We start from the raw sequence: 22,197 nt of genomic DNA on the forward strand, positions 1-22,197 counted from the left end.
CGTACCACGTCGGGACGACGGTGGGACCTCCCCCGGCGGTGGAAGCGCTCTCAGCGGGACCGGCAGGCTCAGCCTCCGTCGAGCAGCCCCAGCACGCCCGCGACGTCGTCCGCCTCGCGCAGCGGCGCCGGGCCGTCGGGGTCCAGCCGGTGACCGGGCCGGCGCAGCCGCACCACGTCGATCCCGGCCTCCAGGGCGCCGCGCACGTCGCGCGCCGAGGTCGCGACGTGCACGAGCCCGCCCCCGGCCAGCTCCCGCGCCCGCCGGTAGATCTCGCGGTCGGGCTTGTACGCCCGCAGCCGCTCGGAGGTGAGCACCGCCTCGCTCGCGACCAGCGGGGCGACCCGGGTGCGGGCGAAGACCTCGTCGTCGACGTTGGACAGCACGCCGACGGCGTGCCGGTGTGCCACCACGGGCAGGCCGGTCGCGACGTCGGGCCACAGCGGCCAGAGCTCGACCGACTCCAGCAGGACGGCGACGTCGGCCTCGGCGTCGCCGTCCAGCCCGAGCGCGGTGTACGTGGCCTCGAGCGCGCGCCGGCTGTGCTCGGCGAACGGCACCCACTCGGCCAGCAGCGCCTGGGAGGCCTTGTTGGCCGCGTCCCAGCGGTCGTAGAGCTCCTCGCCGGTCACCGGCCAGCCGTGCGCGCGGGCGATGCCGGTGAAGGCCGCCGAGCCGCCGGTGCGGGAGTCGATCAGCGCGCTGAACAGGTCGAAGGTGACGAGCACGCAGCGCAGTGTCTCAGCGGAGGAGCTTCGACATGCGCCGGTCCGCCAGCGGCTTGCCGCCGGTCTGGCAGGTGGGGCAGTACTGCAGCGAGGTGTCGGCGAAGCTGACCTCGCGGACGGTGTCGCCGCACACCGGGCAGGGCAGGCCGGTGCGTGCGTGCACCTGCAGCCCCGACCGCTTCTCGCCCTTCATGGTGGCCGCCTTCTGGCCGAGCTGGCGGCCGAGCGCGTCGGTGAGCTCGGCCCGCACGGCGTCGTAGAGACGGACCAGTTCGTCGTCGTTGAGCTTGTCGGCCATCTTGAACGGCGAGAGCCGCGCGGCGTGCAGGATCTCGTCGGAGTAGGCGTTGCCGATGCCGGCCAGCAGCGTCTGGTCGGTGAGCGCGCCCTTGAGCTGCCCCGAGCGGCTGCGCAGCAGGGCCGCGAACTCGTCGAACGTCACCTGCAGCGCGTCGGGGCCGAGCCGCGCGATGCCGGGCACCTCGGCGGGGTCGCGGACGACGTACACGGCCAGCCCCTTGCGGGTGCCCTGCTCGGTGAGGTCGAAGCCGTCGCCGCTGTCGAGGTGCACGCGCAGCGCCAGCGGCCCCTTGCCCGGCTTCGGCGGCGCCGGCGGCAGGCCGGTGCGCCAGTGCAGCCAGCCGGCCCGGGCCAGGTGGACGACGAGGTGCAGCCCGCTGACGTCGAGGTCGAGGAACTTGCCGTGCCGGGAGGCGCCGGTGAGCTCCAGGCCGCCCAGCGCCGACAGCGGCGGGTCGAAGGTCTTGATCGCCTGGACGGCGGCCAGGTCGACCCGCGTCACGACGGAGCCGACGGCGTTCTCGCGCAGGAACTCCGCCAGCGCCTCCACCTCGGGTAGCTCGGGCACCCGCCCATGATCCCCGACGGGGACGTCACCCCGCCGTCCCCCGGAAGGACCACTCCGCTCTCGGTGCCGGGAGCGGAGCTGCTCCCGGCGCCGAGAGCGAGGTCAGGGCACCAGCCCGTTGCGGTCCTCGTCGAGCCGGACCGTGGCGCCGGGCTCGTGCCGGGCCTGGTCGGCGACGGCCGCGGCCACCGCCTTGGCGACGGCGGGGTCGAACACGCTCGGGATGATGTAGTTGGCGTTGAGCTGGTCGTCGCGGACGACGGCGGCGAGGGCGTCGGCCGCGGCGAGCAGCATCCCGGTGCTGATCTCCGTGGCCTTGGCGTCGAGCAGGCCGCGGAAGACGCCGGGGAACGCCAGCACGTTGTTGATCTGGTTCGGCAGGTCGGAGCGGCCCGAGGCGACGACGGCGGCGTGCTGCCGCGCCCGCACCGGGTCGACCTCCGGGGTCGGGTTGGCCATCGGGAAGACCACCGCGCGCTCGTTCATGCGGGTGATGGCCTCGACCGGCAGCACGTTGGCCGCGCTGACGCCGATGAAGACGTCGGCGCCCTCGAGCGCCTCCGGCAGCTCCCCGCGCACGCACGCGGGGTTGGTGCGGCGCGCGAGCTCCAGCTTGGCGCCGGAGAGCCGCTCGTCGTCCGGCGAGAGGATGCCCTCGCGGTCCCAGACCAGCACCGAGCCGACGCCGGCCTCGAGCAGCAGCGACACGATGGCCGTGCCGGCCGCGCCGCCGCCGGCGACGACGACCTTCACCGACTCCAGCTGCTTGTCCACGACCCGCAGCGCGTTGCGCAGCGCGGCCAGGGCGACGATCGCGGTCCCGTGCTGGTCGTCGTGGAAGACCGGGATGTCCAGCTTCTCCCGCAGCCGGGCCTCGATCTCGAAGCAGCGCGGGGCGGCGATGTCCTCGAGGTTGATGCCGCCGAAGCCGGGGGCGATCAGCTCGACGGTGCGCACGATCTCGTCGACGTCCTGCGTGTCCAGGCAGATCGGCCAGGCGTCGATGTCCGCGAACCGCTTGAACAGCGCCGCCTTGCCCTCCATCACCGGCAGCGCGGCGCCCGGGCCGATGTCGCCGAGGCCCAGCACGGCCGAGCCGTCGGTGACGACGGCGACGCTGTTGCCCTTGACGGTCAGCCGGCGCACGTCCTCGGGGTGCTCGGCCAGCGCGAGGCAGACCCGCGCCACGCCGGGCGTGTAGGCCATCGAGAGGTCGTCGCGGGTCTTCAGCGGCACCTTCGAGGCGACCTCGAGCTTGCCGCCCAGGTGCAGGAGGAAGGTCCGGTCGCTGACCTTGCGGACCTTGACGCCGGGCACCCCGCGCAGCGCCTCGACCATCTCCTCGGAGTGCTTCGCGTCGGCCGCGGAGCACGTGACGTCGACCGTGAGGCCGTCGGGCCGGCTGTCCACCACGTCGATCGCGGTGACCGCGCCGCCGGCGGAGCCCACGGCGGTGGCGATGCGGCCGATGCTGGCCGGGTCGCCGTCGGCGGTGAGCCGGACGGTGATCGAGTAGGAGGCCGAGGTGACCGGGCCCCGCTGGGGCGGGGTCGCGGGCTCGCCCAGGTCGGTCGGGTCGCTGGTGGTGTCGATGCTCATGGCGTCCCACATCGTCCCACCGCCGCCGGGCCGAGGCGTCAGGCGGTTCCCACCGGCCCCAGCACCAGCTCCAGCCCCTCGTCGGCGGCGACGGCGAGCAGGGTGGCGTCGTCCAGCCCGCGGGAGTCCACCAGGGCGGCGACCGCCCGCTGCGGCCCGGCCGGGAAGGCGACGACGACCAGCCGGGACGGCGCCGACCCGCCGCGCCACGACCACGGCGTCCCGCGCGGGCAGACGACGACCGAGCCGGGCGGGCGCGGCCGCTCGGGCTCGCTCCCCAGCGCGACGAGCGGGCACCCGTCGAGGACGACGAGGACCACATCGGAGCCGCGGGCGCGGCACCGCCGCGGCCGGGCGCCGGCCGGGAGGGTGACGGTGGCCGCGCCGGGCGTGTTCTCCATGGGCCGCACCCTGCGCGCCGGCGCTGGTGGCCCGCTGGTCGCCGTCCACCAGCGGCCGACCAGCCCGCGACCAGCGGCGTCCCCGACGGTCGGTGCCGACACCACGGATCGAACCCGTCCCGGAGGACGACCAGCGATGACCACCACCCCGCACCTCGACCCGGCGACCGCCTCCCCGCCGCCGGGCCGCACCCCCTCGCCCTGGAAGGAGATCGGCGTCTTCCTCGGGACGACCGCCGCCCTCGTCGCCACGACCACCGGCGTCGCCGTCGCGCACGACGCCGACGTCCGCCGCGTCGACGAGGCACCCCCGCTCGTCCAGGCGCTCCTCTTCGGCCAGGCGCTGATCCCGCTGCTGGCCGCCGTCGCGGCCCGGCTGGCCACCGGCGGGCTGCGCCGGCCGGGCTGGGGCTTCCGCCGCCCGTCGTGGCGCAGCCTGCTCACCGCCTGGCTCTGGGGCCTGCTGACCACGCTCGTCGGCGGGGCGCTGGTCTGGGCCACCGGCCTCGGTGGGTTCCGTGACGAGGGGCTCGACGTGCAGGTGCTGCTGGGCCTGACCGTGCTCACGGTGCCCTACGTCCTGCTCGCCCTGGCCGAGGACATCGGCTGGCGGGGCGTGCTCGTCGAGCGGCTGGCCACCGTGTGCGGGCCGCGCACCGTGGTGCTGGTCAGCGGCATCCCGTGGGCGCTGTTCCACTGGGGCCTGGTGCTGTTCCTCGGCGGCACCCCGGCGGGCGTGCCGACCTGGTGGGCGCTGCTGTGCTTCAGCGTGGGCACCGTCGCCTTCGGCGCCGTGCTGGCCAGCATGCAGCTGCGCTGGGGCATCTGGCCGGGCGTCGTGGCGCACGCCGCGGTCAACGCCGTCCTGTACCACGTGCTCGACCCGCTGACCGGCGACACCGGCCCGACCGGCTGGTTCGCCACCGAGTCCGGCCTGTTCGGCACCCTCGCCCTCGTCGCCGGCGCCGCCCTGTGGCTACGGTTCCTGCCGCTGCTCCGCCGGGCCGACGGCGGCACGGAGGTCGTGCCGCGCCGCTGACGGGCGAGGCACCACCTACCCTCCGCAGCGTGGAGCTGCGGGTGGCCGTGCTCGGACCGACACGGGTCACCCGCGACGGAGCCGACCTGGACCTCGGCGGGCGCAAGCCCGCCGAGGTCCTCGCGCTGCTGGCGGCGGCCGAGGGCCGGCAGGTGCCGGCGGACGCGCTGGCCGACCGGCTGTGGCGGGGCAGCCCGCCGGCCACCGCCGCGACCACGCTGCAGGGCTACGTCTCCCGGCTGCGGCGCGTGCTCGACCCCGGCCGCGGCGCCCGGGACGCGCAGGTGCTGGTCACCCGCGGCGACGGCTACGCCCTCGCCCTCGACCGCGCCGCCGTCGACGCGCACGCCTTCGCCGACCTGGTCCGCGAGGGGAGGGCGGCCGACGACGCCACCGCCGTCCGGCTGCTGCCCGGGGCGCTCGCACTGTGGCAGGACCGGCCCTACGCCGACGTCGCCGACGTGCCCGAGCTGGCCCCGGTCACCGCCCGGCTGGCCGAGCTGCGGCTCGCCGCGGTGGAGCGGCTGGCCGCCGCGCGGCTGGCCCTGGGCGGCGGGGCCGGGTCGGTGCCGGAGCTGGCCGAGCTGGCCGCCGCCGAGCCGCTGCGCGAGTCCACCGCGGCGCTGCTGGCCCGCTCGTTGCACCGCGCCGGCCGCCCCGGCGAGGCGCTGGACGTGCTGCGGCGGGTGCGCGAGCGGATCGCCGACGAGCTCGGCCTGGACCCCTCGCCCGAGCTGCGGGCGCTGGAGACGGCGCTGCTCCGCCAGGACCCGGCGCTGGCCCCGCCGCGACCGGCGCCGGCGCGCACGGCCGACGGCTTCGTCGGCCGGCCCCGCGAGCTCGCCGCCCTCGCCGACGCCTGGGCCGTGGCCGGGCGGGGCGGCGGCACCGCCGTCGTCGTCAGCGGCGAGCCGGGGATCGGCAAGACGCGGCTGGTCGAGGCCTTCGCCGCCCGCGCCGGCGCCGCCGCCCGCTGGGGCCGCTGCGCGGAGATCGGCGGCGCCCCGCCGTACTGGATGTGGCAGCAGGTGCTCGGCGGGCTGCCCGAGGGCGCCCTCGGCAGCGACGCCGGCGCCCGCTTCGCGCTCGGCCTCGACACCGCCCGCCGGCTGCGCGGGCTGGCCGGGCCGGGGCCGCTGCTCGTCGTCCTCGACGACCTCCAGTGGGCCGACCGCGACTCGCTGTCGGTGCTCGAGGTGGTGCTCTCCCAGCTGCACGACGCACCTGTGCTGCTCGCGATGACCTGCCGCGAGGAGGCCACCGGCCGGCCGGAGCTGACCCGCGTGCTCGGCCTGGCCGCCCGGCTGCCCGGCGCGCGGCGGCTGCGCCTCGCCGGCCTGGACGACACCGAGGTCGCCGAGCTGGTGGCCCAGCTGGGCGTCGGCGCCGACGAGGCCCGGGTCCGCGCGGTCGCCGAGCGCTCCGCGGGCAACCCGTTCTTCGTCGGCGAGCTGGCCGCGCTCCCCGACGACCCGGCCACGGCCGTGCCCGCCGGCGTCCGCGACGTGCTGCGGCTGCGCCTGGACGGGCTCGACCCCGCCGCGCGGGCGGTGCTCGAGGTCGCGGCGGTGACCGGCCGGGAGCTCTCGCTGGCCCTGCTCGGCGCGGTCGCCGACGACGACGGCGTCCCGGCGGCGCTGCGCGCCGGCCTGCTGGTCGAGCCGGCACCGGGGCGCGTGCGGATCGCGCACGACCTGGTGCGCGAGGCGCTGCTCGACGACCTGCCGCCGGCCCGCCGCGCCGGGCTGCACGGGCGGCTCGCCGACGCGCTGGAGGCCGGCCCCGCCGCGGCCACCTCGGCGTCGGCGATCGCCGTGCACCGCAGCGAGGCGGCCGCCGGCGCCGCCGACCCCGCCGCCGCGCAGGCCTGCCTGCGCGCCGCCTGCGAGGCGCTGGACCGGGCCGGCGCCGACGACGCCGCCCGGCTGGCCGAGCGGGGCCTGCGGCACGCGCCGCCGGCCGCGACGGAGCTGACCGCCGACCTGGAGCTCGTCCGCGGGTCGGCGCTGCGCCGGCTCGGGCTCATCGAGGAGAGCGGCGCGGCCCTGCGCGCCGCCGCCGACGCCGCCCGCCGCGCCGGTGACGCCGCCCGCCTCGCCCGGGCCGCGATCGCCTCCGCCGGCGGCGGGCTGGGCGGCTACTGGGCCACGTTCGGCTCGCTGGCCGCCACGGACGTCGGTCTGCTGGAGGACGCCGCCGCGCGCGCCGACGAGTTACCCGCGGAGCTCGGCTCGGCGGTGCTGGCCGCGCTCGCCGTGCAGCGGGCGTCGGTGGGCCGCTCCGGCGGGCGGGAGTTCGCGGCGCGCGCGCTGGCCGTGGCGTCGTCGTCCCCCACCCGGTCGCGGGCCGCGGTCGCCCGGTTCGTGGCCGACTGGTCGCCCCGGCACGCCCCCGAGCGGGTCGAGCTGGCGCGGTCGCTGGTGCGCGACGCCGCCGGGGACCCGGTGGCCGAGGCGACCGGGCTGCACCTGCTGCGCTGCGCGCTGGTAGAGACGGTGCAGGCCGAGGAGGCGGCGGCGGTGTCGCGGCGGTTCACCGAGGTGGCCACCCGCCGCGGCGACGGCGACCTGCTGCTGCTCGACGCCTGGTGGCGCGCGGGCCTGGCGCTGGCGCGCGGCGAGACCGACGAGGCGCGGCGGGTGGCCGACGACGCCGTCGCCGACGCCCCGGCCACCTCGCCGGCCGCGGCGGACGTGACCCGCATGTCGCGGCAGACCGTCGAGGGGATCGCCGCCTGGCACGAGCACCGGCTGCCCGACGTCGTCCCCGCGGCCGTCGACCTCGCCGCGACGGTGGACCCCGACTGGCTCGGCGTCCTCGCCCAGGCGCACGCGCAGGCCGGACGGCGCGACGCGGCGCTGGCCGCCGTCGACCGGCTGCTCGCCCACCCCGGCGAGGGCGTGCGCGCCACCTACCGGGCGGTCGTGCTGGCCGACGTCTTCCTCGAGCTGGGCGAGGCCGACCGGGCGGCCACCGTGCTGCCCGAGCTGGAGAGCTACGGCGACACCGTCGTCGTCCTGTGGGCCGGCTGGCCGGTGCTGGGCCCGACGGCGCTCTACCGCGGCGGGCTGCGGGCGCTGCGCGGCGAGCCGGGCGCCGCCGCCGAGCTGGAGCGCGCGCTGGAGATCTGCGAGCTCTTCGGGTTCCGGCCCTACGCCGCCCGGGCGCGGGCGCTGCTGGACCTCAGCTCCGGACGCCGATGACCTGCAGGTACGTGTTGGGCACCAGGACGCCGGGCGAGCCCCGGCTGTAGCTGCCCCACATGTCCACGAACTCGTCGTGGAAGGCCTGCCGGCCGGTCTCGTCGAGCCGCTCCCAGGCGACGCGCACCGGGGCGTACCACTCGACGTAGCGGTGCCACTGCTCCTCGACCGACGGCGCGGTGAAGTCCACCGTCCGCTCGGTGTAGCGCAGCGACACCCCGCGGCGGCCCAGCAGCTGGTCCACGCCGGCACGGGTGCCCCAGCGGAGCAGGTCGCCCGGGTGGTCGCGGGGGTCGTGCCGGCGGATCAGCTCCAGGAGCTTGCCGCCCGGTGCCTCCGGCACCCACGAGGTCAGCCCGAACCGGCCGCCGGGCCGCAGCACGCGCACCAGCTCGGCCGCCGCCCGCTCGGCGTCGGCGGCGAAGACGACGCCGAGCGTGGAGGTGACGACGTCGAACGAGCCGTCGTCGTAGGGCAGCGCCTGGGCGTCGGCGACCTCCGTGGCGAAGCGCAGCCCCTCCACCTCGGCCCGGCGGCGGGCGTGCTCCAGCAGCTCGGGGACGACGTCGGTGCACAGCACGTCGGCGTCGCGGCGGGCCGCGGCCAGGGCGGTGTTGCCGGTGCCGCCGCCGATGTCCAGCAATCGCTCGCCGGGCCGGACCTGCAGGTCGGCGACGAGGTGCTCGCTGGCGGGCACCAGGCGGACCCCCACGCGCTGGTAGTCGCCGACCGACCACAGCTCGCGGACCCGCTCGGCACCGGGGGCGGTGGCCGGGGACGTCATGCCCGCAGTGTGCTCCGGGTCACCGTTTCCGCGAAACCGCCCGGTCGTCCCCGCGACCGCGGAGCGGGTCGAGCCGCTCGCACGACCGTGGAGCCGGTGCACGACCCGGCTCGACGGTCGATCAGGCGGCTCCTCTGCCCGCTGACGCAGTGCCGGTGCCCGCCGCGCCGCCGGGGTACCGGACGGCGCATGGGTGCTCGCAACGCGGCGGTCGCGGCGACGGACCGGTGGACCGATCCGGAGGGGATCCGGCGGCCGGCCGGCGAGGTGCACGCGTGGGAACCGGGGCGCAACGAGACGGCCTGCGGGCTGTCGCTGAGCCGGTCGCAGCTGACCCGGTTCCCGCACGTGAGCTGGGCCGACGCCCAGCCGGAGTCGGGCCGGCACGCCGACGAGGTGCAGGCGGTGTGCCGGCGCTGCCGGGCGGCTCTCGGCGGACGGCGGGACGAGAAGGGCTGGACCCGGACCAGCCCGCGGCCGTGACCCGTCAGGCCGCGGGCAGCTCGAGCGTGTGCGAGGTGTGGTCGCGCTTGGTCGCCAGGTAGCGCGCGTTCGCGGCGGAGACGTGCACGCCGGTCGGCACGCGCTCGGTGACGGTGACGCCGAGGAGGTCGAGCTGGGCGGCCTTGTCGGGGTTGTTCGACAGCAGGCGGACCCGGTCGGCGCCGACGGCGGCCAGCATCTGGGCGGCGGCGGTGTAGTCGCGCTCGTCCTCGCCGTGGCCGAGGGCGCGGTTGGCCTCGTAGGTGTCCAGGCCGGCGTCCTGCAGGGCATAGGCGTCGAGCTTGGCGTACAGGCCGATGCCCCGGCCCTCCTGCCGCAGGTAGAGCAGGAAGCCGCCGGCGTCGGTGATCCGCTCGGCCGCCTCGCGCAGCTGCGGTCCGCAGTCGCAGCGCTCGGAGCCGAAGACGTCGCCGGTGAGGCACTCGCTGTGCGGCCGCACCAGCGGCGCCTCGCCGCCCGCCGCCGACCGCGTGAGCGCCGCCCGCCAGTCGCCCAGGCCGAGCAGGAGGTGCTCCTTGCCGTCGGCCAGGCCGGTGAAGGTGAAGACGTCGGCGGAGGTGGCGTAGCCGTCGGGGAACCGCAGCGGCACGGTCACCTGCGTGCGCACCGCGACGGGCGGGCTCACGGGCAGGACGGCGACGGGGAGGTCGGCGAGGCTCATGGTGCGGGTCTCCGGTCGGGGGAGAAGGTTGTTGCTTCAACTGTGCGCTCTCGCAGACCGTAGCCCGCGATGGTTGTCGCTGCAAGCATCTCTCTGGGAGACTTCTCCCCGTGGACGTGCGGTGGCTGAGCGACGAGGAGCGGGCGGCGTGGGTCCGCCTGATCGCCGTCGTCGAGCTGCTGCCGGGCGCGCTCGACGGCCAGCTGCGCCGCGACGCCCAGCTGTCCAACTTCGAGTACTTCGTGCTGGCGATGCTGTCCGAGTCGCCGGAGCACACCCTGCGCATGACCGAGCTCGCGGCGCGCACCAACGCGACGCTGCCCCGGCTCTCGCACGTGGTGAGCCGGCTGGAGGACCGCGGCCTGGTGGCGCGCAACCCCTGCGCCTGGGACCGCCGGGCGACCAACGCCCGCCTCACCGAGACCGGCTGGCGCACGCTGCAGGAGGCGGCCCCGCAGCACGTCGAGCACGTGCGGCGCACCGTCATCGACGCGCTGACCCCCGAGCAGATCACCCAGCTGGCCGGGATCGCCGAGGCGATCCTCGGCCGGCTCGACCCCGACGGGAAGGTGACCGCCCGCGGCGTCAGCGAGCGCTGAGCCGAGGTGGCGGGCCGGCCGCGCCCTCGCCGGCCCAGCGCACGAGCGCGGCCACGGCGATGCCGTGCGGCGGGTCGGCCGCGTAGGGGGCGAGGTTGCCCGCGCCGCGCTCGATCAGCGTGGCCGCGCCGGTGGCGTTGCCGCGGGCGGCGTGGGTGAGCCCGACGGCGAGCTGGGCCAGGCCGCGCCAGAGCCGCCGCTCGGCGTCGGGCGCGCTCTTCCAGGCGTCCTCGAGGACCTCGTGGGCGTGGAACGGGCGGCCGGCGTCGAGCAGCGCCTGCGCCTCGGCGAGGGCCGCCTCGGGCGTGCGGACGACGCCCTCCGGCGCGCGCTCCTCGCCCGCCGCGCCGTAGGGCAGCGGCCGGCCCAGCGCGTCGCGCGGCCGGGCGTTGCGGGCCCGGCCCGCGTCGTCGCGGTCGCGATCGGTGCGGGCATCCACGCACCGATCCTCTCCCGAACACCGTTCAGCCACCGAACGTGTCAGAGGGTCTTGCTCCACTGGCGCAGCGGTGGAGGATGGACGACGAGGACGGCCACGCTCGCAGGGCCGCCCCCGCACCGACCCGCGGTCGAACGCTGACCGGTCCGGACCTGGAGGGGGTGGGGCCCCGTGGCCCCCGTTCCGCGCACGTGCCCAGCTGCGTTCCGCTCCGACCTCGACGAGGCCGTCGAGCACGTCACCCGTGCCGCGCTGCGGCCGGGGCCGGTCGGCCGGGTCGGCCTCGAGCTGGAGGGCCACCTGGTCGACCTGGCCGGTCCCGGGCGGCGGGTGACCTGGCCGCGGATCCGCGCCGCCGTCGACGGGCTGGGGCCGCTGCCCGGGGGCAGCCGGCTGACCCTGGAGCCCGGCGGGCAGGTGGAGCTGTCCGGCCCGCCGCTGCCCGACGTGGCCACCGCGGTGGCGGCGCTGCGCGCCGACCGGCGGGTCCTCCTCGCGGCGCTGGCCCGGGCGGGGCTGGGCGTCGCGTCGGCGGGCACCGATCCGCTGCGCCCGTCCGGCCGCGTGCACCCGGGTGCCCGCTACGCGGCCATGGAGGCGCACTGGGCCGCCGTCGGCTGCACCGCTCCCGGGCTGGCGATGATGACGTCGACGGCGTCGCTGCAGGTGAACCTGGAGGCCGGCCCGGCGGTCGGCTGGGGCGAGCGGGTGGCGCTGGCCCACCAGCTCGGGCCGGTGCTCATCGCCGTCTCGGCCTGCTCGCCGCTGCTGTCCGGCCGGCGCACCGGGTGGCGCTCCAGCCGGCAGAAGGTCTGGGGCGAGATCGACCAGGCCCGCTGCGGGCCGCTGCTCGGCGGCGCCGACCCGGCCGGCGAGTGGGCGGCGTACGCGCTGTCCGCACCGGTGATGCTCGTCCGCGACGACGACGGCGGCGCCGTCCCGGTGCGCACCCGCACGGCCTTCGCCGACTGGCTCACCGACGAGGCCGAGCTCGGCCGCCGGCCGACGACGGCGGACCTCGACTACCACCTGACCACCCTGTTCCCGCCGGTGCGCCCGCGCGGCTTCCTGGAGATCCGCTACCTCGACGCCGCCCCCGAGCCGTGGTGGCCGGCGCTCGCCGCGGTCACCGCGACGCTGCTCGACGACCCGGTCGCCGCCGGTCTCGCGCGGGCCGCGAGCGCCCCGGTCGCCGGCGCCTGGGACCGCGCCGCCCGCGACGGCCTGGCCGACCCCGCCCTGCGGCTGGCCGCCGCCGGCTGCCTGGCCGCGGCGGTCGACCGCGTCCCCGCCGTCCTGCGGCCGGAGGTCGAGGCGCTGGCGGCGCTCGCCGAGCGGGGGCGCAGCCCCGGCGACGCCGTCCTCGCCGCTGCCGCCCGGGGCGGCCCCGTCGCCGCCCTGCTGTCCGCCACCGAGACCGTGGAGGCCTCGTGACCCTCGCCGACGACCTGGCGCGAGAGCTGACCACCGCCCGCGACCGCACCCTGCTGCTCACCGACCACGACGAGCCCGAGCTGCTGCGCCGGCACGACCCGCTGATGAGCCCGCTGGTCTGGGACCTGGCGCACATCGGCCAACAGGAGGACCTCTGGCTGCTGCGCCGCGGCGACGGCCGCCGCGAGGGGCTGCTGCCGCCGTCGGTGGAGGCGCTCTACGACGCGTTCACCCACCCGCGCGCCGTGCGCGACAAGCTGCCCCTGCTCCCGCCGGTCGAGGCGCGGTCGTTCTGCGCCGAGGTGCGCGGCCGGGTCCTGGACCGGCTGGACTCCCTGGGCGCCGACGACGACCCGTTCGACTTCGCGATGGTGGTCAGCCACGAGCAGCAGCACGACGAGACGATGCTGCAGGCGCTGCAGCTGCGGTCGGGCCCGCCGCTGCTCGGCCGCGGCGCGCCCCTGCCGGCCGGGCGGCCCGGCGTGGCCGGCACGTCGGTGCTGGTCCCCGGCGGCGAGTTCGTGCTCGGCGTCGACGCCGCCGACGAACCGTTCTCGCTGGACAACGAGCGGCCGGCGCACGTGGTCGACGTCCCGGCGTTCCGCATCGGCCGGGTGCCGGTGACCAACGCCGAGTACGCGCGGTTCATGGCCGACGGCGGGTACGCCCAGGCCCGCTGGTGGTCCGCGCGCGGCTGGGCGCACCGGGTCGAGGCCGGCCTGGAACGGCCGCAGTTCTGGCACGCCGACGGCAGCCGCACCCGCTTCGGCGTCGTCGAGGACGTCCCGCCCGACGAGCCGGTGCAGCACGTGACCTTCTTCGAGGCCGAGGCCTACGCGGCCTGGGCGGGCGCCCGGCTGCCCACCGAGGTCGAGTGGGAGAAGGCGGCGGTCTGGGACCCGGCGACCGGACGCCGGCGCCGGTTCCCGTGGGGGTCCACCGAGCCGACGGCGGCGCTGGCCAACCTCGGCGGCGCCGCCCTGCGCCCGGCGCCGGTGGGCGCCTACCCGGCGAGCGCCTCCCCGTGCGGCGCGGAGCAGCTGCTCGGCGACGTCTGGGAGTGGACGTCCTCGCCGTTCCGGCCGTGGCCCGGCTTCCGCCCGATGCTCTACGCGCAGTACTCCGAGCCGTTCTTCGACGGCGACCACCGCGTGCTGCGCGGCGGCTCCTGGGCGGTGGCGCCGTCGATCCTGCGGCCCAGCTTCCGCAACTGGGACCACCCGGTGCGCCGGCAGGTCTTCAGCGGCTTCCGCCTGGCCTGGGACGTCTGAGCATGTGCCGGCACCTCGCCTGGCTCGGCCGGCCGCGCACCCTGGCGGCGCTGCTCCTCGAGCCGCCGTCGTCGCTGCTCGTGCAGTCCTACGCGCCGCGGCGGCAGCGCTACGGCACGGTCAACGCCGACGGCTGGGGGGTCGGGTTCTACGTGCCCGGCCGCACCGAGCCCGCCCGCTGGCGCTCGGCCCGGCCGCTGTGGGGCGACGCCTCGTTCGCCTCGGTGGCCCCGGTGGTCGCGAGCGGCTGCGTGCTGGCGGCGGTCCGCTCCGCGACGGTCGGCATGCCGATCGAGGAGTCGGCGGCCGCGCCGTTCACCGACGGCCGCTGGCTGCTCTCGCACAACGGGCGGGTCGACCGGGCGGTGCTGCCGCCGGCCCGCACGGCCGAGTCGACGGTCGACAGCGCGCTGCTGGCCGCGCTGGTGTTCGAGCGCGGCGTCGACCGGCTGGCCGCGACCGTCGCCGAGGTCGCCGCGGCCGACCCGGCCGCCCGGCTCAACCTGCTGGCCACCGACGGCGGCCGGCTGCTCGCCACGACCTGGGGCGACACCCTGTCGGTCCTGACCACCGACGACGGCGTCGCGCTGGCCAGCGAGCCCTGGGACGACGACCCCGGCTGGACCGACGTCCCCGACCGGCACCTGGTCGTGGTGACCCCCGACGGCGTCTCGACGGAGGAGATCGCGTGCAGCTGACCTACCACCTCGACCCCGACGACGCGGCCGCCGCGCTGCGCGGCGACGCCCTCGCCGGGCTGACCGCGACGCCGAAGACCCTGCCCCCGCGCTGGTTCTACGACGAGCGGGGCAGCGAGCTGTTCGATGCGATCACGCGGCTGCCCGAGTACTACCCCACCCGCGCCGAGCGGGCGATCCTCGAGGCGCGGGCCGGTGAGATCGCCACGGCGTCCGGCGCCGACGTGCTGGTCGAGCTGGGCAGCGGCACGTCGGAGAAGACCCGGCTGCTGCTCACCGCGCTGCGCGAGGCGGGGACGCTGCGCCGGTTCGTGCCCTTCGACGTCGACCCCTCGGTGCTGCAGGCGGCCGGCGCGGCGCTGGCGCAGGAGTACCCCGGCCTGGAGCTCGAGGGCGTCGTCGGCGACTTCACCCGGCACCTGGGCGAGCTGCCGCGCTCCGGCCGCCGGCTGGTGGCCTTCCTCGGCTCCACCATCGGCAACCTCGAACCGGCCGAGCGCCGCGCCTTCCTCGCCGAGCTCGCGAGCACGCTGCACCCCGGCGACGCCTTCCTGCTCGGCACCGACCTGGTCAAGGACGCCGGCCGGCTGGTCCGCGCCTACGAGGACGCGGCCGGCGTGACGGCGGAGTTCAACCGCAACGTGCTCGCCGTCCTCGACCGCGAGCTCAAGGCCGACTTCGACCCCGACGCCTTCACCCACGTGGCGCTCTGGGACGCCGAGCGGGAGTGGATCGAGATGCGGCTGCGCTCGACCCGCGACCAGGTGGTCACCGTGGCCGAGCTGGACCTGGAGGTGCCGTTCGCCGCCGGGGAGGAGCTGCGCACCGAGATCTCGGCGAAGTTCCGCCGGGAGGGCGTCGAGCGCGAGCTGGCCGCGGCCGGGCTGACCGTGACGCACTGGTGGACCGACCCGGTCGGCGACTTCGGCCTCAGCCTGTCCGTCCCGGCCTGACCCGGGGAAGTTCCGCGCTCAACCGCATCCAGGTGCGGGGGGCCGCCGGAAGGAGCGGGTGACAGACCCCCTCCGACCCGGAAGGAACCCCCGTGACCCGGACCCGCACGGTCGCGCTCGCCGCCGGTGCTGCCGGCGCGCTGCTCGTGCTCGGCGCCCCGCCGGCGGCAGCGGCTGACACCGCCACCGTCTCCGTCCTCCACGCCGTCCCCGACACCCCGGTGGACGTCTACGCCAACGGCCAGGAGCTCATCCCCGACTTCCAGCCCGGCACGCTCACCGACCCGCTCGAGCTCCCGGCCGGCACGTACGACCTGGACATCTACCCGGCGGGCTCCGACCCGGCGACCACGCAGCCGGCGATCAGCGCCGACGGCGTCGAGGTCCCGGCCGGCGCCAACGCCACCGTGGTGGCCCACCTCGGCGAGGACGGCACCCCGCGGCTGACGCCGTTCGTCAACGACACCTCCGCCGTCCCGGCCGGGCAGGCGCGGGTGGTCGTGCGGCACACCGCGGCCGCGCCGGCCGTCGACGTGCGCGCCGGCGGGACCCCGGTGATCCAGGGGCTGACCAACCCGAACGAGCAGTCGCTGACCGTGCCGGCCGGCACCGTGAGCGCCGACGTCGTCCTGGCCGGCACCGACACGGTGGCGATCGGCCCGGCGGACCTCTCGCTGGCCGAGGGCGCCACCACCGTCGTCTACGCGTGGGGCTCGCAGGAGGCCGGTTACGAGCTGGCCGTCCAGACGCTGACCGGCGGGCACTCCGCGCCGTCCGGCGTCCCGGGCGGCAGCGCCGGTCTGGTCGACGACGACCTGCCGCTGCCCCTGACCGGGGTCGCGCTGGCCGGTCTGGTCGCCGCCGCCCTCGCCGGCCGCCGGCTCCTCGCCGGCCGCGTCTGAGGACGACCGGTGCGACCCGCCGCCGTCGTCGCCGTGCTCGGCACCGTCCTGGCCGTCGGCATCCCGGCCGCCTGGGCGCTGACCCGGCCGGACGCGGCGGCGGGCGCACCGGTCGCCGAGGCGCTCCGGACCCCGCCGGCGCCCTCCGAGTCCCCCGTGCCGGGGGCGCCGGCGGCCCCGGCGGTCACCCTGCCTCCCGTGACCGTCCGGGACGCCGCACCGGCCCGGGACAGCGCCGTCCCGGCGCCGGTGCGGCTCACCGTGCCCTCGCTCGGGATCGACGCCCCGGTGGAGCCGGTCGGCGTCGCACCCGACGGGCAGATGCAGATCCCCGACGACGTCGCCCGGGCCGGCTGGTACCGGTTCGGGCCCGCGCCCGGCGGCGCGGGCAACGCCGTCCTGGCCGGGCACGTCGACGACGCCGAGCAGGGGCTGGGCGCGCTCGCCCCGCTGCGCGAGGCGGCCCCCGGCACCGAGGTGGTGGTCACCGACGCGGCGGGGACGACGACGCGCTGGCGGGTGGTCTCGCGGGAGCTGATCTCCAAGCAGCAGCTGCCGCTGGCCGAGCTGTTCGCCCGCGACGGCGCGCCCCGGCTGGTGCTCGTCACCTGCGGCGGGCCGTTCGACCCCGGGTCGCGCAGCTACCGGGACAACGTGGTCGTCGTCGCGGAGCCGGTGGCATGACCGATCTCGCGCTGCCTCGCCCGCGATTCGGTAGCGTACGACCCGTGACGACCGAGGTCCCGCCGCGGACCCTCGAGCACGTGGAGCCGGACGACGCCGAGGTGGCCCGTCGCTTCGCCGCGGGCGACGAGCAGGCGCTGGCGTGGGCCTACGAACGCTGGGCCGGCCAGGTGCACGGCATGGCGGTGCGCGCCTTCGGCCCCGGTCCCGACGCCGAGGACGTCACCCAGCAGACCTTCGTCTCGGCCTGGACCGGCCGGGCCGGCTACCGCGCCGACCGCGGCCCGCTCCCCGCCTGGCTGGTCGGCATCTGCCGGCACAAGATCGCCGACACCTGGGAGCGGCTGGACCGGCAGCGCCGGACCGCGGAGGCCGTCGCCCACGAGGCGGCGCCCGCCGCCGCGCCCGGCGCCGTCGACACCGCGGTCGCCGACCGGGTGCTGCTGCTCGGCGAGCTGGAGCAGATCGGCCAGCCGCAACGCGGCATCATCGAGCTGGCGTTCTTCGAGGACCTCACCCACGCCCAGATCGCCGCCCGCACCGGGATCCCGCTGGGCACGGTGAAATCCCACATCCGGCGCACGCTCGAACGCCTGAGGACACGGTTGGAGGTGGACGGTGCCGCACTGCACGCCTGAGCAGCTCGCGCTCGCCGCCCTCCGCGAGCCGCTGCCCGCCCCCGACGCCCAGCACCTCGCCGCGTGCGCGGCGTGCGCGCGCGAGGTGGCCGCGCTGCGCCGCAGCGTCGACGCCCTCGCGGTGCCGCAGCTGGCCGCGCCCGCCGCGCCGGTCCCGCCGCCGCCGTCGGTCTGGGAGGGGATCGCCGCGCAGACCGGCGTCTCGGCCCGGCCGCGTCCCGAGGTCGTGGCCTCGCCGCTGATCCCCGCGCCCGAGCCGCCGCCGCCGGTCGCCCCCGTCGTCCCCCTCCGGCGGCGACGCCGGCCCCTGCTGGTCGCCGCCGCCGCGGCGGCCGTCGTCGCGGTCGCGGGCGGCACCGCCGTCGTCGTCGCCACCCGGGACGACGCCACGTTGGTGGCCGCCGCGGCCCTCGACCCGCTGGACGACGCGTCCGCCTCGGGCACCGCCGAGGTGGTGGTCCGGGACGGCGAGCGGGTGCTGGAGGTGCGGCTCGACGCCGCGGCGCCGGACGACGGCTACTACGAGGTGTGGCTCATCGACGAGCGGGTGGAGGGCATGTACTCCCTCGGCGTCGTCCGGGCCGGGACGACGGACCTGCCCGTGCCGGCCGGTGTCGACCTCGCCGAGTACCCGATCGTCGACGTCTCGGTCGAGCCGCTCGACGGCGACCCGACCCACTCGGGCGTCTCGGTGGCGCGGGGCGTGCTGGAGAGCTGACCGCATAGCGTTCCCCTCGTGGAGCACCTGCCGCACGAGGACCTCGGCGCGTCCTGGCGCGCCGTCCGCCCCCGGCCCGCCGGCCGGCACCTGGACAGCGCGGCGTCCAGCCGGCAGAGCACGCGGGCGCTGGACGCCGCGGCGCACCACGCGCGGCACGAGGCCGAGCTGGGCGCCTACGTGGCCGAGGCCGCGGCCGGGGACCTGCTGCAGCAGGGGCGGTCGGTGCTCGGCGGCCTGGCCGGCATGGCCGCCGCCGACGTCGCCTTCGTCGAGTCGGCCTCGGCGGCGCTCACCGCGCTGCTGCAGGGGTGGCGGCTGCCGGCCGGCTCGCGCGTCGCCTGCCTGCCGGGGGAGTACGCGCCCAACATCGCCCAGCTCGGCGCGTTCGGTCTCGACCCGGAGCCGCTGCCGGTCGACGGCCGGGGCCGGCTGGACCTCGACGCGTTCGAGCGGCTGCTCGACGACGACCCGCCGCGGTTCGTGCACCTGACGCACATCGGCAGCCACCGGGGCCTGCTCCAGCCCGCGACGGAGGCGGCGTTCCTCTGCCGGGAGGCCGGCGTGCGCCTCGTCATCGATGCCGCGCAGTCCATGGGGCACGCCGACGTCGACGTCGGCGCCGACGCGGTCTACTTCCCCTCGCGCAAGTGGCTGGCCGGCCCGCGCGGGGTCGGCGTGCTGTGCGTGCGGCCCTCGCTGGCCGCCGAGCTGACGCCGCTGCTGCCCGTGGAGGGGCTGGGGCCGATGGCGATGCACGAGTCCCGGGAGGCGCACGTCGCCGGGCGGGTGGGCCTGGTCGTGGCGACCGGTGACCACCTGGCCGCCGGCCCCGACCGCGTGCGCGAGCGGCTGGCGGGGCTGGGCCGGGCCACTCGCGAGCTGCTCGACGGCGTCGCCGGCTGGGCGGTGGTGGAGCCGCTGGACGAGCCGACCGCGATCACCACGCTGCGCCCGCCGGACGGCGTCGACGTCGTCGCTACCCGCACGCGGCTGCTGTCCGAGCACGGCATCGTCGTCACCGCGATCTCGCCGGAGCGGGCGCCGGGCGAGATGACCGGGCCGGTGCTGCGCGTCTCCCCGCACCTCGACGCCTCGCTCGACGACCTCGAGGCCCTCGCCGCCGCCCTCTGAGAGTGCTTCATCGCGATCAAGCACCGGTGCTTGATCGCGATGAAGCACCTAGCGAGCGAACTGCATGGCGGCGGCCACCCGGCGGTGGACGGCGAGCTGCTCGTCCAGCGCCGGGTGCACGGGGACGCCGTCCTCGACCACCGGCCGCCCGGCGACGACGGTGTGCCGCGCCGCCACCGGCCCGCAGCGCAGCCACGCCTCCACGGGGTCGGACAGCGCCCCGGCGAACGCCGGCCCGGTCAGCGGCCAGACCACGAGGTCGCCGCACGCCCCGACCGACAGCTCGCCGATCTCCCCCGCCCGCCCCAGCACCGCGGCGCCGCCCACGGTGGCCATCTCCAGCGCGTCGCGCGCCGACATCGCGGCCGCGCCGTGGCGCAGCTTGCCCTGCAGCATCGCCGTCCGGGCCTCCAGCCACAGCGACGCGGAGTCCGCCGACGCCGAGCCGTCGACGCCCAGACCCACCGGCGCCCCCGCGGCCCGCAGCTCCCCGACCGGCGCCAGGCCGCTGCCCAGGATCATGTTCGACGACGGGCAGTGCGCCGTCCCGACCCCGGCCGCGCCGAGGCGGGAGACCTCGTCCGCCGAGGGCCACACGTCGTGGGCGAGCCACACCCGGTCGGTCATCCAGCCGACGTCGGCCAGGTAGTCCACCGGCCGGCGGCCGAACCGCTCGAGGCAGAACGCCTCCTCGTCCTGCGTCTCGCACAGGTGCGTGTGCAGCCGCACGTCCAGGGCCTCGGCCAGCTCCGCCGTCCGCGCCATGAGCGAGGTCGAGACGCTGAACGGCGAGCACGGCGCCAGCGCGATCCGGGTCATCGCGCCCCACGCGCGGTCGTGGTGCGCCTCCACCAGCCGCTGCGACTCCGCCAGGATCTCCTCGTCGTCCTGGACGACGGAGTCCGGCGGCAGCCCGCCGTCCTTGACCGACAGCGACATCGAGCCGCGGGTGGGGTGGAACCGCATGCCGAGGTCGCGCGCCGCGGTCACCTCGGCCGCGATGAGGTCACCGGCGCCGCGGGGGTGCACGTAGAGGTGGTCGGTCGAGGTGGTGCAGCCACCCAGCGCGAGCTCGGTCAGCCCGACGTAGGCGCTGACGTAGGCGGCCTCCTCGTCCAGCCGCGCCCACAGCGGGTACAGCGTGACCAGCCACTCGAACAGCCCGCCGGTCAGCGCGGGCGCGAACGCGCGGGTCAGGTTCTGGTACAGGTGGTGGTGGGTGTTCACCAGCCCCGGCGTCACCAGGCAGCCCCGCGCGTCGATCGTGCGGACGGCGGCCGGCGCCGGGTCGGCCGGCGACCCGACGCCGCTCACCAGCCCGTCGGTGACCGCCACCCACCCGCCGGGGATCTCGCGGCGGGTGCCGTCGACGGTGGCGACGAGCTCGGCGTCGGTGACCAGCAGGTCAGCGGGCTTCTCCACCCGCGCATCGTGCCAAGGCGGGTGGGACGGTGGGGTGCCCGGCTCAGCCGGGCAGCGGCTCGTGGTCCACCTGGATGTCGAAGAACGCCTGGTCGTCCTCCACCCTCGTGACCGTCGCGGTCACCCCGTACTCGCCCTCCACCCCCTCGAGGGTCAGCGTGCAGCGGGCGGTCGCGCCCACCTCGGCCGGGAGGTCCTCGGGGCAGTCGACGTCGGGACGGGCCCCGGCCTGGCCCTCCACCTGCTCGGCCACCGCGGCGGCGACGTCGTCGGCCGCGACGGAGCCGGCACCGCACCCGGCCAGGACGACGAGGCCGGGCAGGAGGACGGCGACGCGACGACGCACCACCTCAGCTTGCCGGACCCTCCAGCAACCGGGCCACCGCGTCGGGCACGGGCCCCGACAGCGGGCGCGCGCCCACCAGCCGCCCGGCGTCGGCCGGCGGGACGCCGATCGCCCCGAGCACCTCCAGCGCCTGCACGTCGGGCAGCGCCTCGAACCAGCGTCTGCCGAGCTCGGCGCGCCCGGCGGGCGTCGGCCGGCCCCACAGCCGCAGCCGGGCCATGCCGCCGTCGGGGAAGACGTCGAGCCGCACCCGCCGCACGCCGGCGACGCCGTCGAGGACGAAGCGGTGCCGGGTGTCGGGCTGCAGCCGGGTGCGCGGCAGCAGCGGCACCTCGCTGCCGTCGGTCAGGCCGGTGAGCGCGGCGGTGCCGGGCGCGTTGCCCTTGAACCAGGTCGTGTCCAGCTCGGCCAGGGTGACGACGCCCTCGCAGGCCAGCGTCACCTCCACCCAGTCGTTGCCGTCGCCGCGCCGGCGCCGGGTCTCCCAGCCCTCGCCCATCGAGCGGGCCAGGCCGGGGGCGATCAGCTGCGCCGGCCGGCCGTAGAACTCGTCGCTCACCCCGGTGACCCGGCCGCCGTTCTCGAGCGCCGCGAGGTCGACCGGTCCGGCGTCGAGCAGCCGCGGGTCGGGGACCGCGGTGCCGTGCACCCGCAGCCGGGCCACCCCGCCGTCGGGGTGGATGACCAGCCGGACGTGCGTCACCCGCCGGTCGGAGTCGACGGGGAAGGCGTTGGCGGTGTCGCCGGCCAGGTCGGACAGCGGGAGCAGCGGCTGCCAGTCGGCCTTCTCCAGCTCGGCGACGGTCGGGTATCCCTCGATCGCCGCGCCGTCGACCGCCGCCCGGGGCGGGTAGTTGCCGGTGAAGAAGGCCGTGTCGACCACGACCCCGGCGACGATCCCCGGCGTCCCCAGCCGCACCAGCGCCCAGTCGTGCCCGGGTGAGCGACGGCGCCGGGTCTCCCAGCCGTCGTACTCCTTGCCCTTGTGCCCGAACTCGGTCCGCGCGACTGCGGGCGCGTCGAGCACGAGGTTCTCCTTGGCCGCGAAGAACTCGTCGTTGGCCGCGACGACGGCACCGCCCAGGGAGCGCGCCGCGAGGTCGGGGAGCCGGAGGAAGTCGCTCATCGCGGGTCACTCTCGCACGGGCGGCGGAGAGCGGGACCCGGCAGCG

At 77.3% G+C, this 22,197-nt stretch carries 23 protein-coding genes; 13 read left to right on the forward strand and 10 right to left on the reverse strand.

Going from position 1 to position 22,197, the window contains the following annotated elements; genetic code table 11:
- Positions 1-68: 68 nt before the first annotated feature.
- From ACI797_RS20845 to ACI797_RS20860, 4 genes are all read right to left on the reverse strand, one after another.
- The gene (locus tag ACI797_RS20845) at positions 69-728 is read right to left on the reverse strand and encodes a haloacid dehalogenase (RefSeq protein ID WP_456860969.1); all 660 of its coding nucleotides are present in this window, start codon (positions 726-728) and stop codon (positions 69-71) included.
- A gap of 13 nt (positions 729-741) precedes the next feature.
- Positions 742-1,596, reverse strand: coding sequence for an Fpg/Nei family DNA glycosylase (locus ACI797_RS20850; RefSeq protein ID WP_456860971.1), 855 nt, complete (start codon positions 1,594-1,596; stop codon positions 742-744).
- A 102-nt stretch (positions 1,597-1,698) separates the two neighbouring features.
- The gene (locus ACI797_RS20855; protein WP_456860972.1) at positions 1,699-3,195 is read right to left on the reverse strand and encodes a malic enzyme-like NAD(P)-binding protein; all 1,497 of its coding nucleotides are present in this window, start codon (positions 3,193-3,195) and stop codon (positions 1,699-1,701) included.
- A gap of 38 nt (positions 3,196-3,233) precedes the next feature.
- Positions 3,234-3,596, reverse strand: a complete 363-nt coding sequence (locus ACI797_RS20860) for a hypothetical protein (protein ID WP_456860974.1) — start codon at positions 3,594-3,596, stop codon at positions 3,234-3,236.
- Between the two features lie 136 nt (positions 3,597-3,732).
- Here ACI797_RS20860 and ACI797_RS20865 point away from each other — a divergent pair, with 136 nt between their 5' ends.
- A complete protein-coding gene (locus ACI797_RS20865; protein WP_456860976.1) occupies positions 3,733-4,635 on the forward strand; it encodes a CPBP family intramembrane glutamic endopeptidase in 903 nt (300 codons plus the stop codon).
- A 29-nt stretch (positions 4,636-4,664) separates the two neighbouring features.
- Positions 4,665-7,838, forward strand: coding sequence for a BTAD domain-containing putative transcriptional regulator (locus ACI797_RS20870; protein ID WP_456860979.1), 3,174 nt, complete (start codon positions 4,665-4,667; stop codon positions 7,836-7,838).
- Here ACI797_RS20870 and ACI797_RS20875 read toward each other — a convergent pair.
- A complete protein-coding gene (locus tag ACI797_RS20875; RefSeq protein WP_456860981.1) occupies positions 7,819-8,622 on the reverse strand; it encodes a class I SAM-dependent methyltransferase in 804 nt (267 codons plus the stop codon). The genes ACI797_RS20870 and ACI797_RS20875 overlap by 20 nt on opposite strands.
- A gap of 189 nt (positions 8,623-8,811) precedes the next feature.
- On the opposite strand from ACI797_RS20875, the gene ACI797_RS20880 reads away from it, so the two are divergent.
- Complete coding sequence (locus ACI797_RS20880) at positions 8,812-9,105, forward strand: hypothetical protein (protein ID WP_456860982.1); 294 nt, start codon at positions 8,812-8,814, stop codon at positions 9,103-9,105.
- 4 nt (positions 9,106-9,109) lie between these two features.
- Here ACI797_RS20880 and ACI797_RS20885 read toward each other — a convergent pair whose 3' ends face one another.
- Complete coding sequence (locus tag ACI797_RS20885; RefSeq protein ID WP_456860984.1) at positions 9,110-9,787, reverse strand: GTP cyclohydrolase II; 678 nt, start codon at positions 9,785-9,787, stop codon at positions 9,110-9,112.
- A gap of 110 nt (positions 9,788-9,897) precedes the next feature.
- Between ACI797_RS20885 and ACI797_RS20890 the strand changes: the two genes are divergently transcribed.
- Entirely contained in the window at positions 9,898-10,386 is a 489-nt protein-coding gene (locus tag ACI797_RS20890; RefSeq protein ID WP_456860986.1) for a MarR family winged helix-turn-helix transcriptional regulator, read from the forward strand.
- Here the strand turns inward: ACI797_RS20890 and ACI797_RS20895 are convergent.
- Positions 10,373-10,825, reverse strand: a complete 453-nt coding sequence (locus ACI797_RS20895; protein ID WP_456860988.1) for a DUF309 domain-containing protein — start codon at positions 10,823-10,825, stop codon at positions 10,373-10,375. The genes ACI797_RS20890 and ACI797_RS20895 overlap by 14 nt on opposite strands.
- Positions 10,826-10,996: 171 nt before the next feature.
- Between ACI797_RS20895 and egtA the strand changes: the two genes are divergently transcribed.
- From egtA to egtE, 9 genes are all read left to right on the forward strand, one after another.
- Positions 10,997-12,259, forward strand: a complete 1,263-nt coding sequence (gene egtA / locus ACI797_RS20900) for an ergothioneine biosynthesis glutamate--cysteine ligase EgtA (protein ID WP_456860990.1) — start codon at positions 10,997-10,999, stop codon at positions 12,257-12,259.
- Entirely contained in the window at positions 12,256-13,530 is a 1,275-nt protein-coding gene (gene egtB / locus ACI797_RS20905; RefSeq protein ID WP_456860992.1) for an ergothioneine biosynthesis protein EgtB, read from the forward strand. Before egtA ends, egtB begins: the two co-directional genes overlap by 4 nt.
- 2 nt (positions 13,531-13,532) lie before the next feature.
- The gene (egtC, locus tag ACI797_RS20910; protein ID WP_456860994.1) at positions 13,533-14,228 is read left to right on the forward strand and encodes an ergothioneine biosynthesis protein EgtC; all 696 of its coding nucleotides are present in this window, start codon (positions 13,533-13,535) and stop codon (positions 14,226-14,228) included.
- Positions 14,219-15,181 (forward strand): L-histidine N(alpha)-methyltransferase, encoded by a 963-nt coding sequence (gene egtD, locus ACI797_RS20915; RefSeq protein ID WP_456860996.1) that lies wholly within the window; start codon positions 14,219-14,221, stop codon positions 15,179-15,181. The genes egtC and egtD overlap by 10 nt, the downstream gene beginning before the upstream one ends.
- Before the next feature lie 92 nt (positions 15,182-15,273).
- Positions 15,274-16,083 carry a DUF4397 domain-containing protein gene (locus tag ACI797_RS20920; protein WP_456860998.1) on the forward strand — a complete coding sequence of 270 codons (810 nt, stop codon included), beginning with the start codon at positions 15,274-15,276 and terminating at the stop codon, positions 16,081-16,083.
- Between the two features lie 9 nt (positions 16,084-16,092).
- The gene (locus ACI797_RS20925; protein WP_456861000.1) at positions 16,093-16,767 is read left to right on the forward strand and encodes a class F sortase; all 675 of its coding nucleotides are present in this window, start codon (positions 16,093-16,095) and stop codon (positions 16,765-16,767) included.
- A gap of 44 nt (positions 16,768-16,811) precedes the next feature.
- Positions 16,812-17,405 (forward strand): RNA polymerase sigma factor, encoded by a 594-nt coding sequence (locus ACI797_RS20930; protein ID WP_456861002.1) that lies wholly within the window; start codon positions 16,812-16,814, stop codon positions 17,403-17,405.
- Positions 17,386-18,123: an anti-sigma factor gene (locus tag ACI797_RS20935; protein ID WP_456861004.1), complete on the forward strand. Its 738-nt coding sequence runs from the start codon at positions 17,386-17,388 to the stop codon at positions 18,121-18,123. Before ACI797_RS20930 ends, ACI797_RS20935 begins: the two co-directional genes overlap by 20 nt.
- A gap of 18 nt (positions 18,124-18,141) precedes the next feature.
- Positions 18,142-19,257 (forward strand): ergothioneine biosynthesis PLP-dependent enzyme EgtE, encoded by a 1,116-nt coding sequence (gene egtE / locus ACI797_RS20940; protein WP_456861006.1) that lies wholly within the window; start codon positions 18,142-18,144, stop codon positions 19,255-19,257.
- Between the two features lie 48 nt (positions 19,258-19,305).
- On the opposite strand, the gene ACI797_RS20945 is transcribed toward egtE, so the two are convergent.
- The 3 genes from ACI797_RS20945 to alc are packed head-to-tail and all read right to left on the reverse strand — an operon-like array spanning position 19,306 to position 22,151.
- The gene (locus ACI797_RS20945) at positions 19,306-20,679 is read right to left on the reverse strand and encodes an 8-oxoguanine deaminase (protein WP_456861008.1); all 1,374 of its coding nucleotides are present in this window, start codon (positions 20,677-20,679) and stop codon (positions 19,306-19,308) included.
- 43 nt (positions 20,680-20,722) lie between these two features.
- Complete coding sequence (locus ACI797_RS20950) at positions 20,723-21,025, reverse strand: DUF4333 domain-containing protein (RefSeq protein WP_456861010.1); 303 nt, start codon at positions 21,023-21,025, stop codon at positions 20,723-20,725.
- A gap of 4 nt (positions 21,026-21,029) precedes the next feature.
- On the reverse strand, positions 21,030-22,151 hold the full coding sequence (gene alc / locus ACI797_RS20955; protein ID WP_456861012.1) for an allantoicase: 1,122 nt from the start codon (positions 22,149-22,151) through the stop codon (positions 21,030-21,032).
- Between the last annotated feature and the right edge of the window lie 46 nt (positions 22,152-22,197).

The organism is Geodermatophilus sp. SYSU D00691, from assembly GCF_054050275.1.

Coding starts and splice junctions, on each gene's coding strand:
- ACI797_RS20855 (WP_456860972.1), bottom strand. CDS start 3,195: ATGAGCATCGACACCACCAGCGACCCGACCGACCTGGGCGAGCCCGCG.
- ACI797_RS20860 (WP_456860974.1), bottom strand. CDS start 3,596: ATGGAGAACACGCCCGGCGCGGCCACCGTCACCCTCCCGGCCGGCGCC.
- ACI797_RS20865 (WP_456860976.1), top strand. CDS start 3,733: ATGACCACCACCCCGCACCTCGACCCGGCGACCGCCTCCCCGCCGCCG.
- ACI797_RS20875 (WP_456860981.1), bottom strand. CDS start 8,622: ATGACGTCCCCGGCCACCGCCCCCGGTGCCGAGCGGGTCCGCGAGCTG.
- ACI797_RS20880 (WP_456860982.1), top strand. CDS start 8,812: ATGGGTGCTCGCAACGCGGCGGTCGCGGCGACGGACCGGTGGACCGAT.
- ACI797_RS20885 (WP_456860984.1), bottom strand. CDS start 9,787: ATGAGCCTCGCCGACCTCCCCGTCGCCGTCCTGCCCGTGAGCCCGCCC.
- egtC (WP_456860994.1), top strand. CDS start 13,533: ATGTGCCGGCACCTCGCCTGGCTCGGCCGGCCGCGCACCCTGGCGGCG.
- alc (WP_456861012.1), bottom strand. CDS start 22,151: ATGAGCGACTTCCTCCGGCTCCCCGACCTCGCGGCGCGCTCCCTGGGC.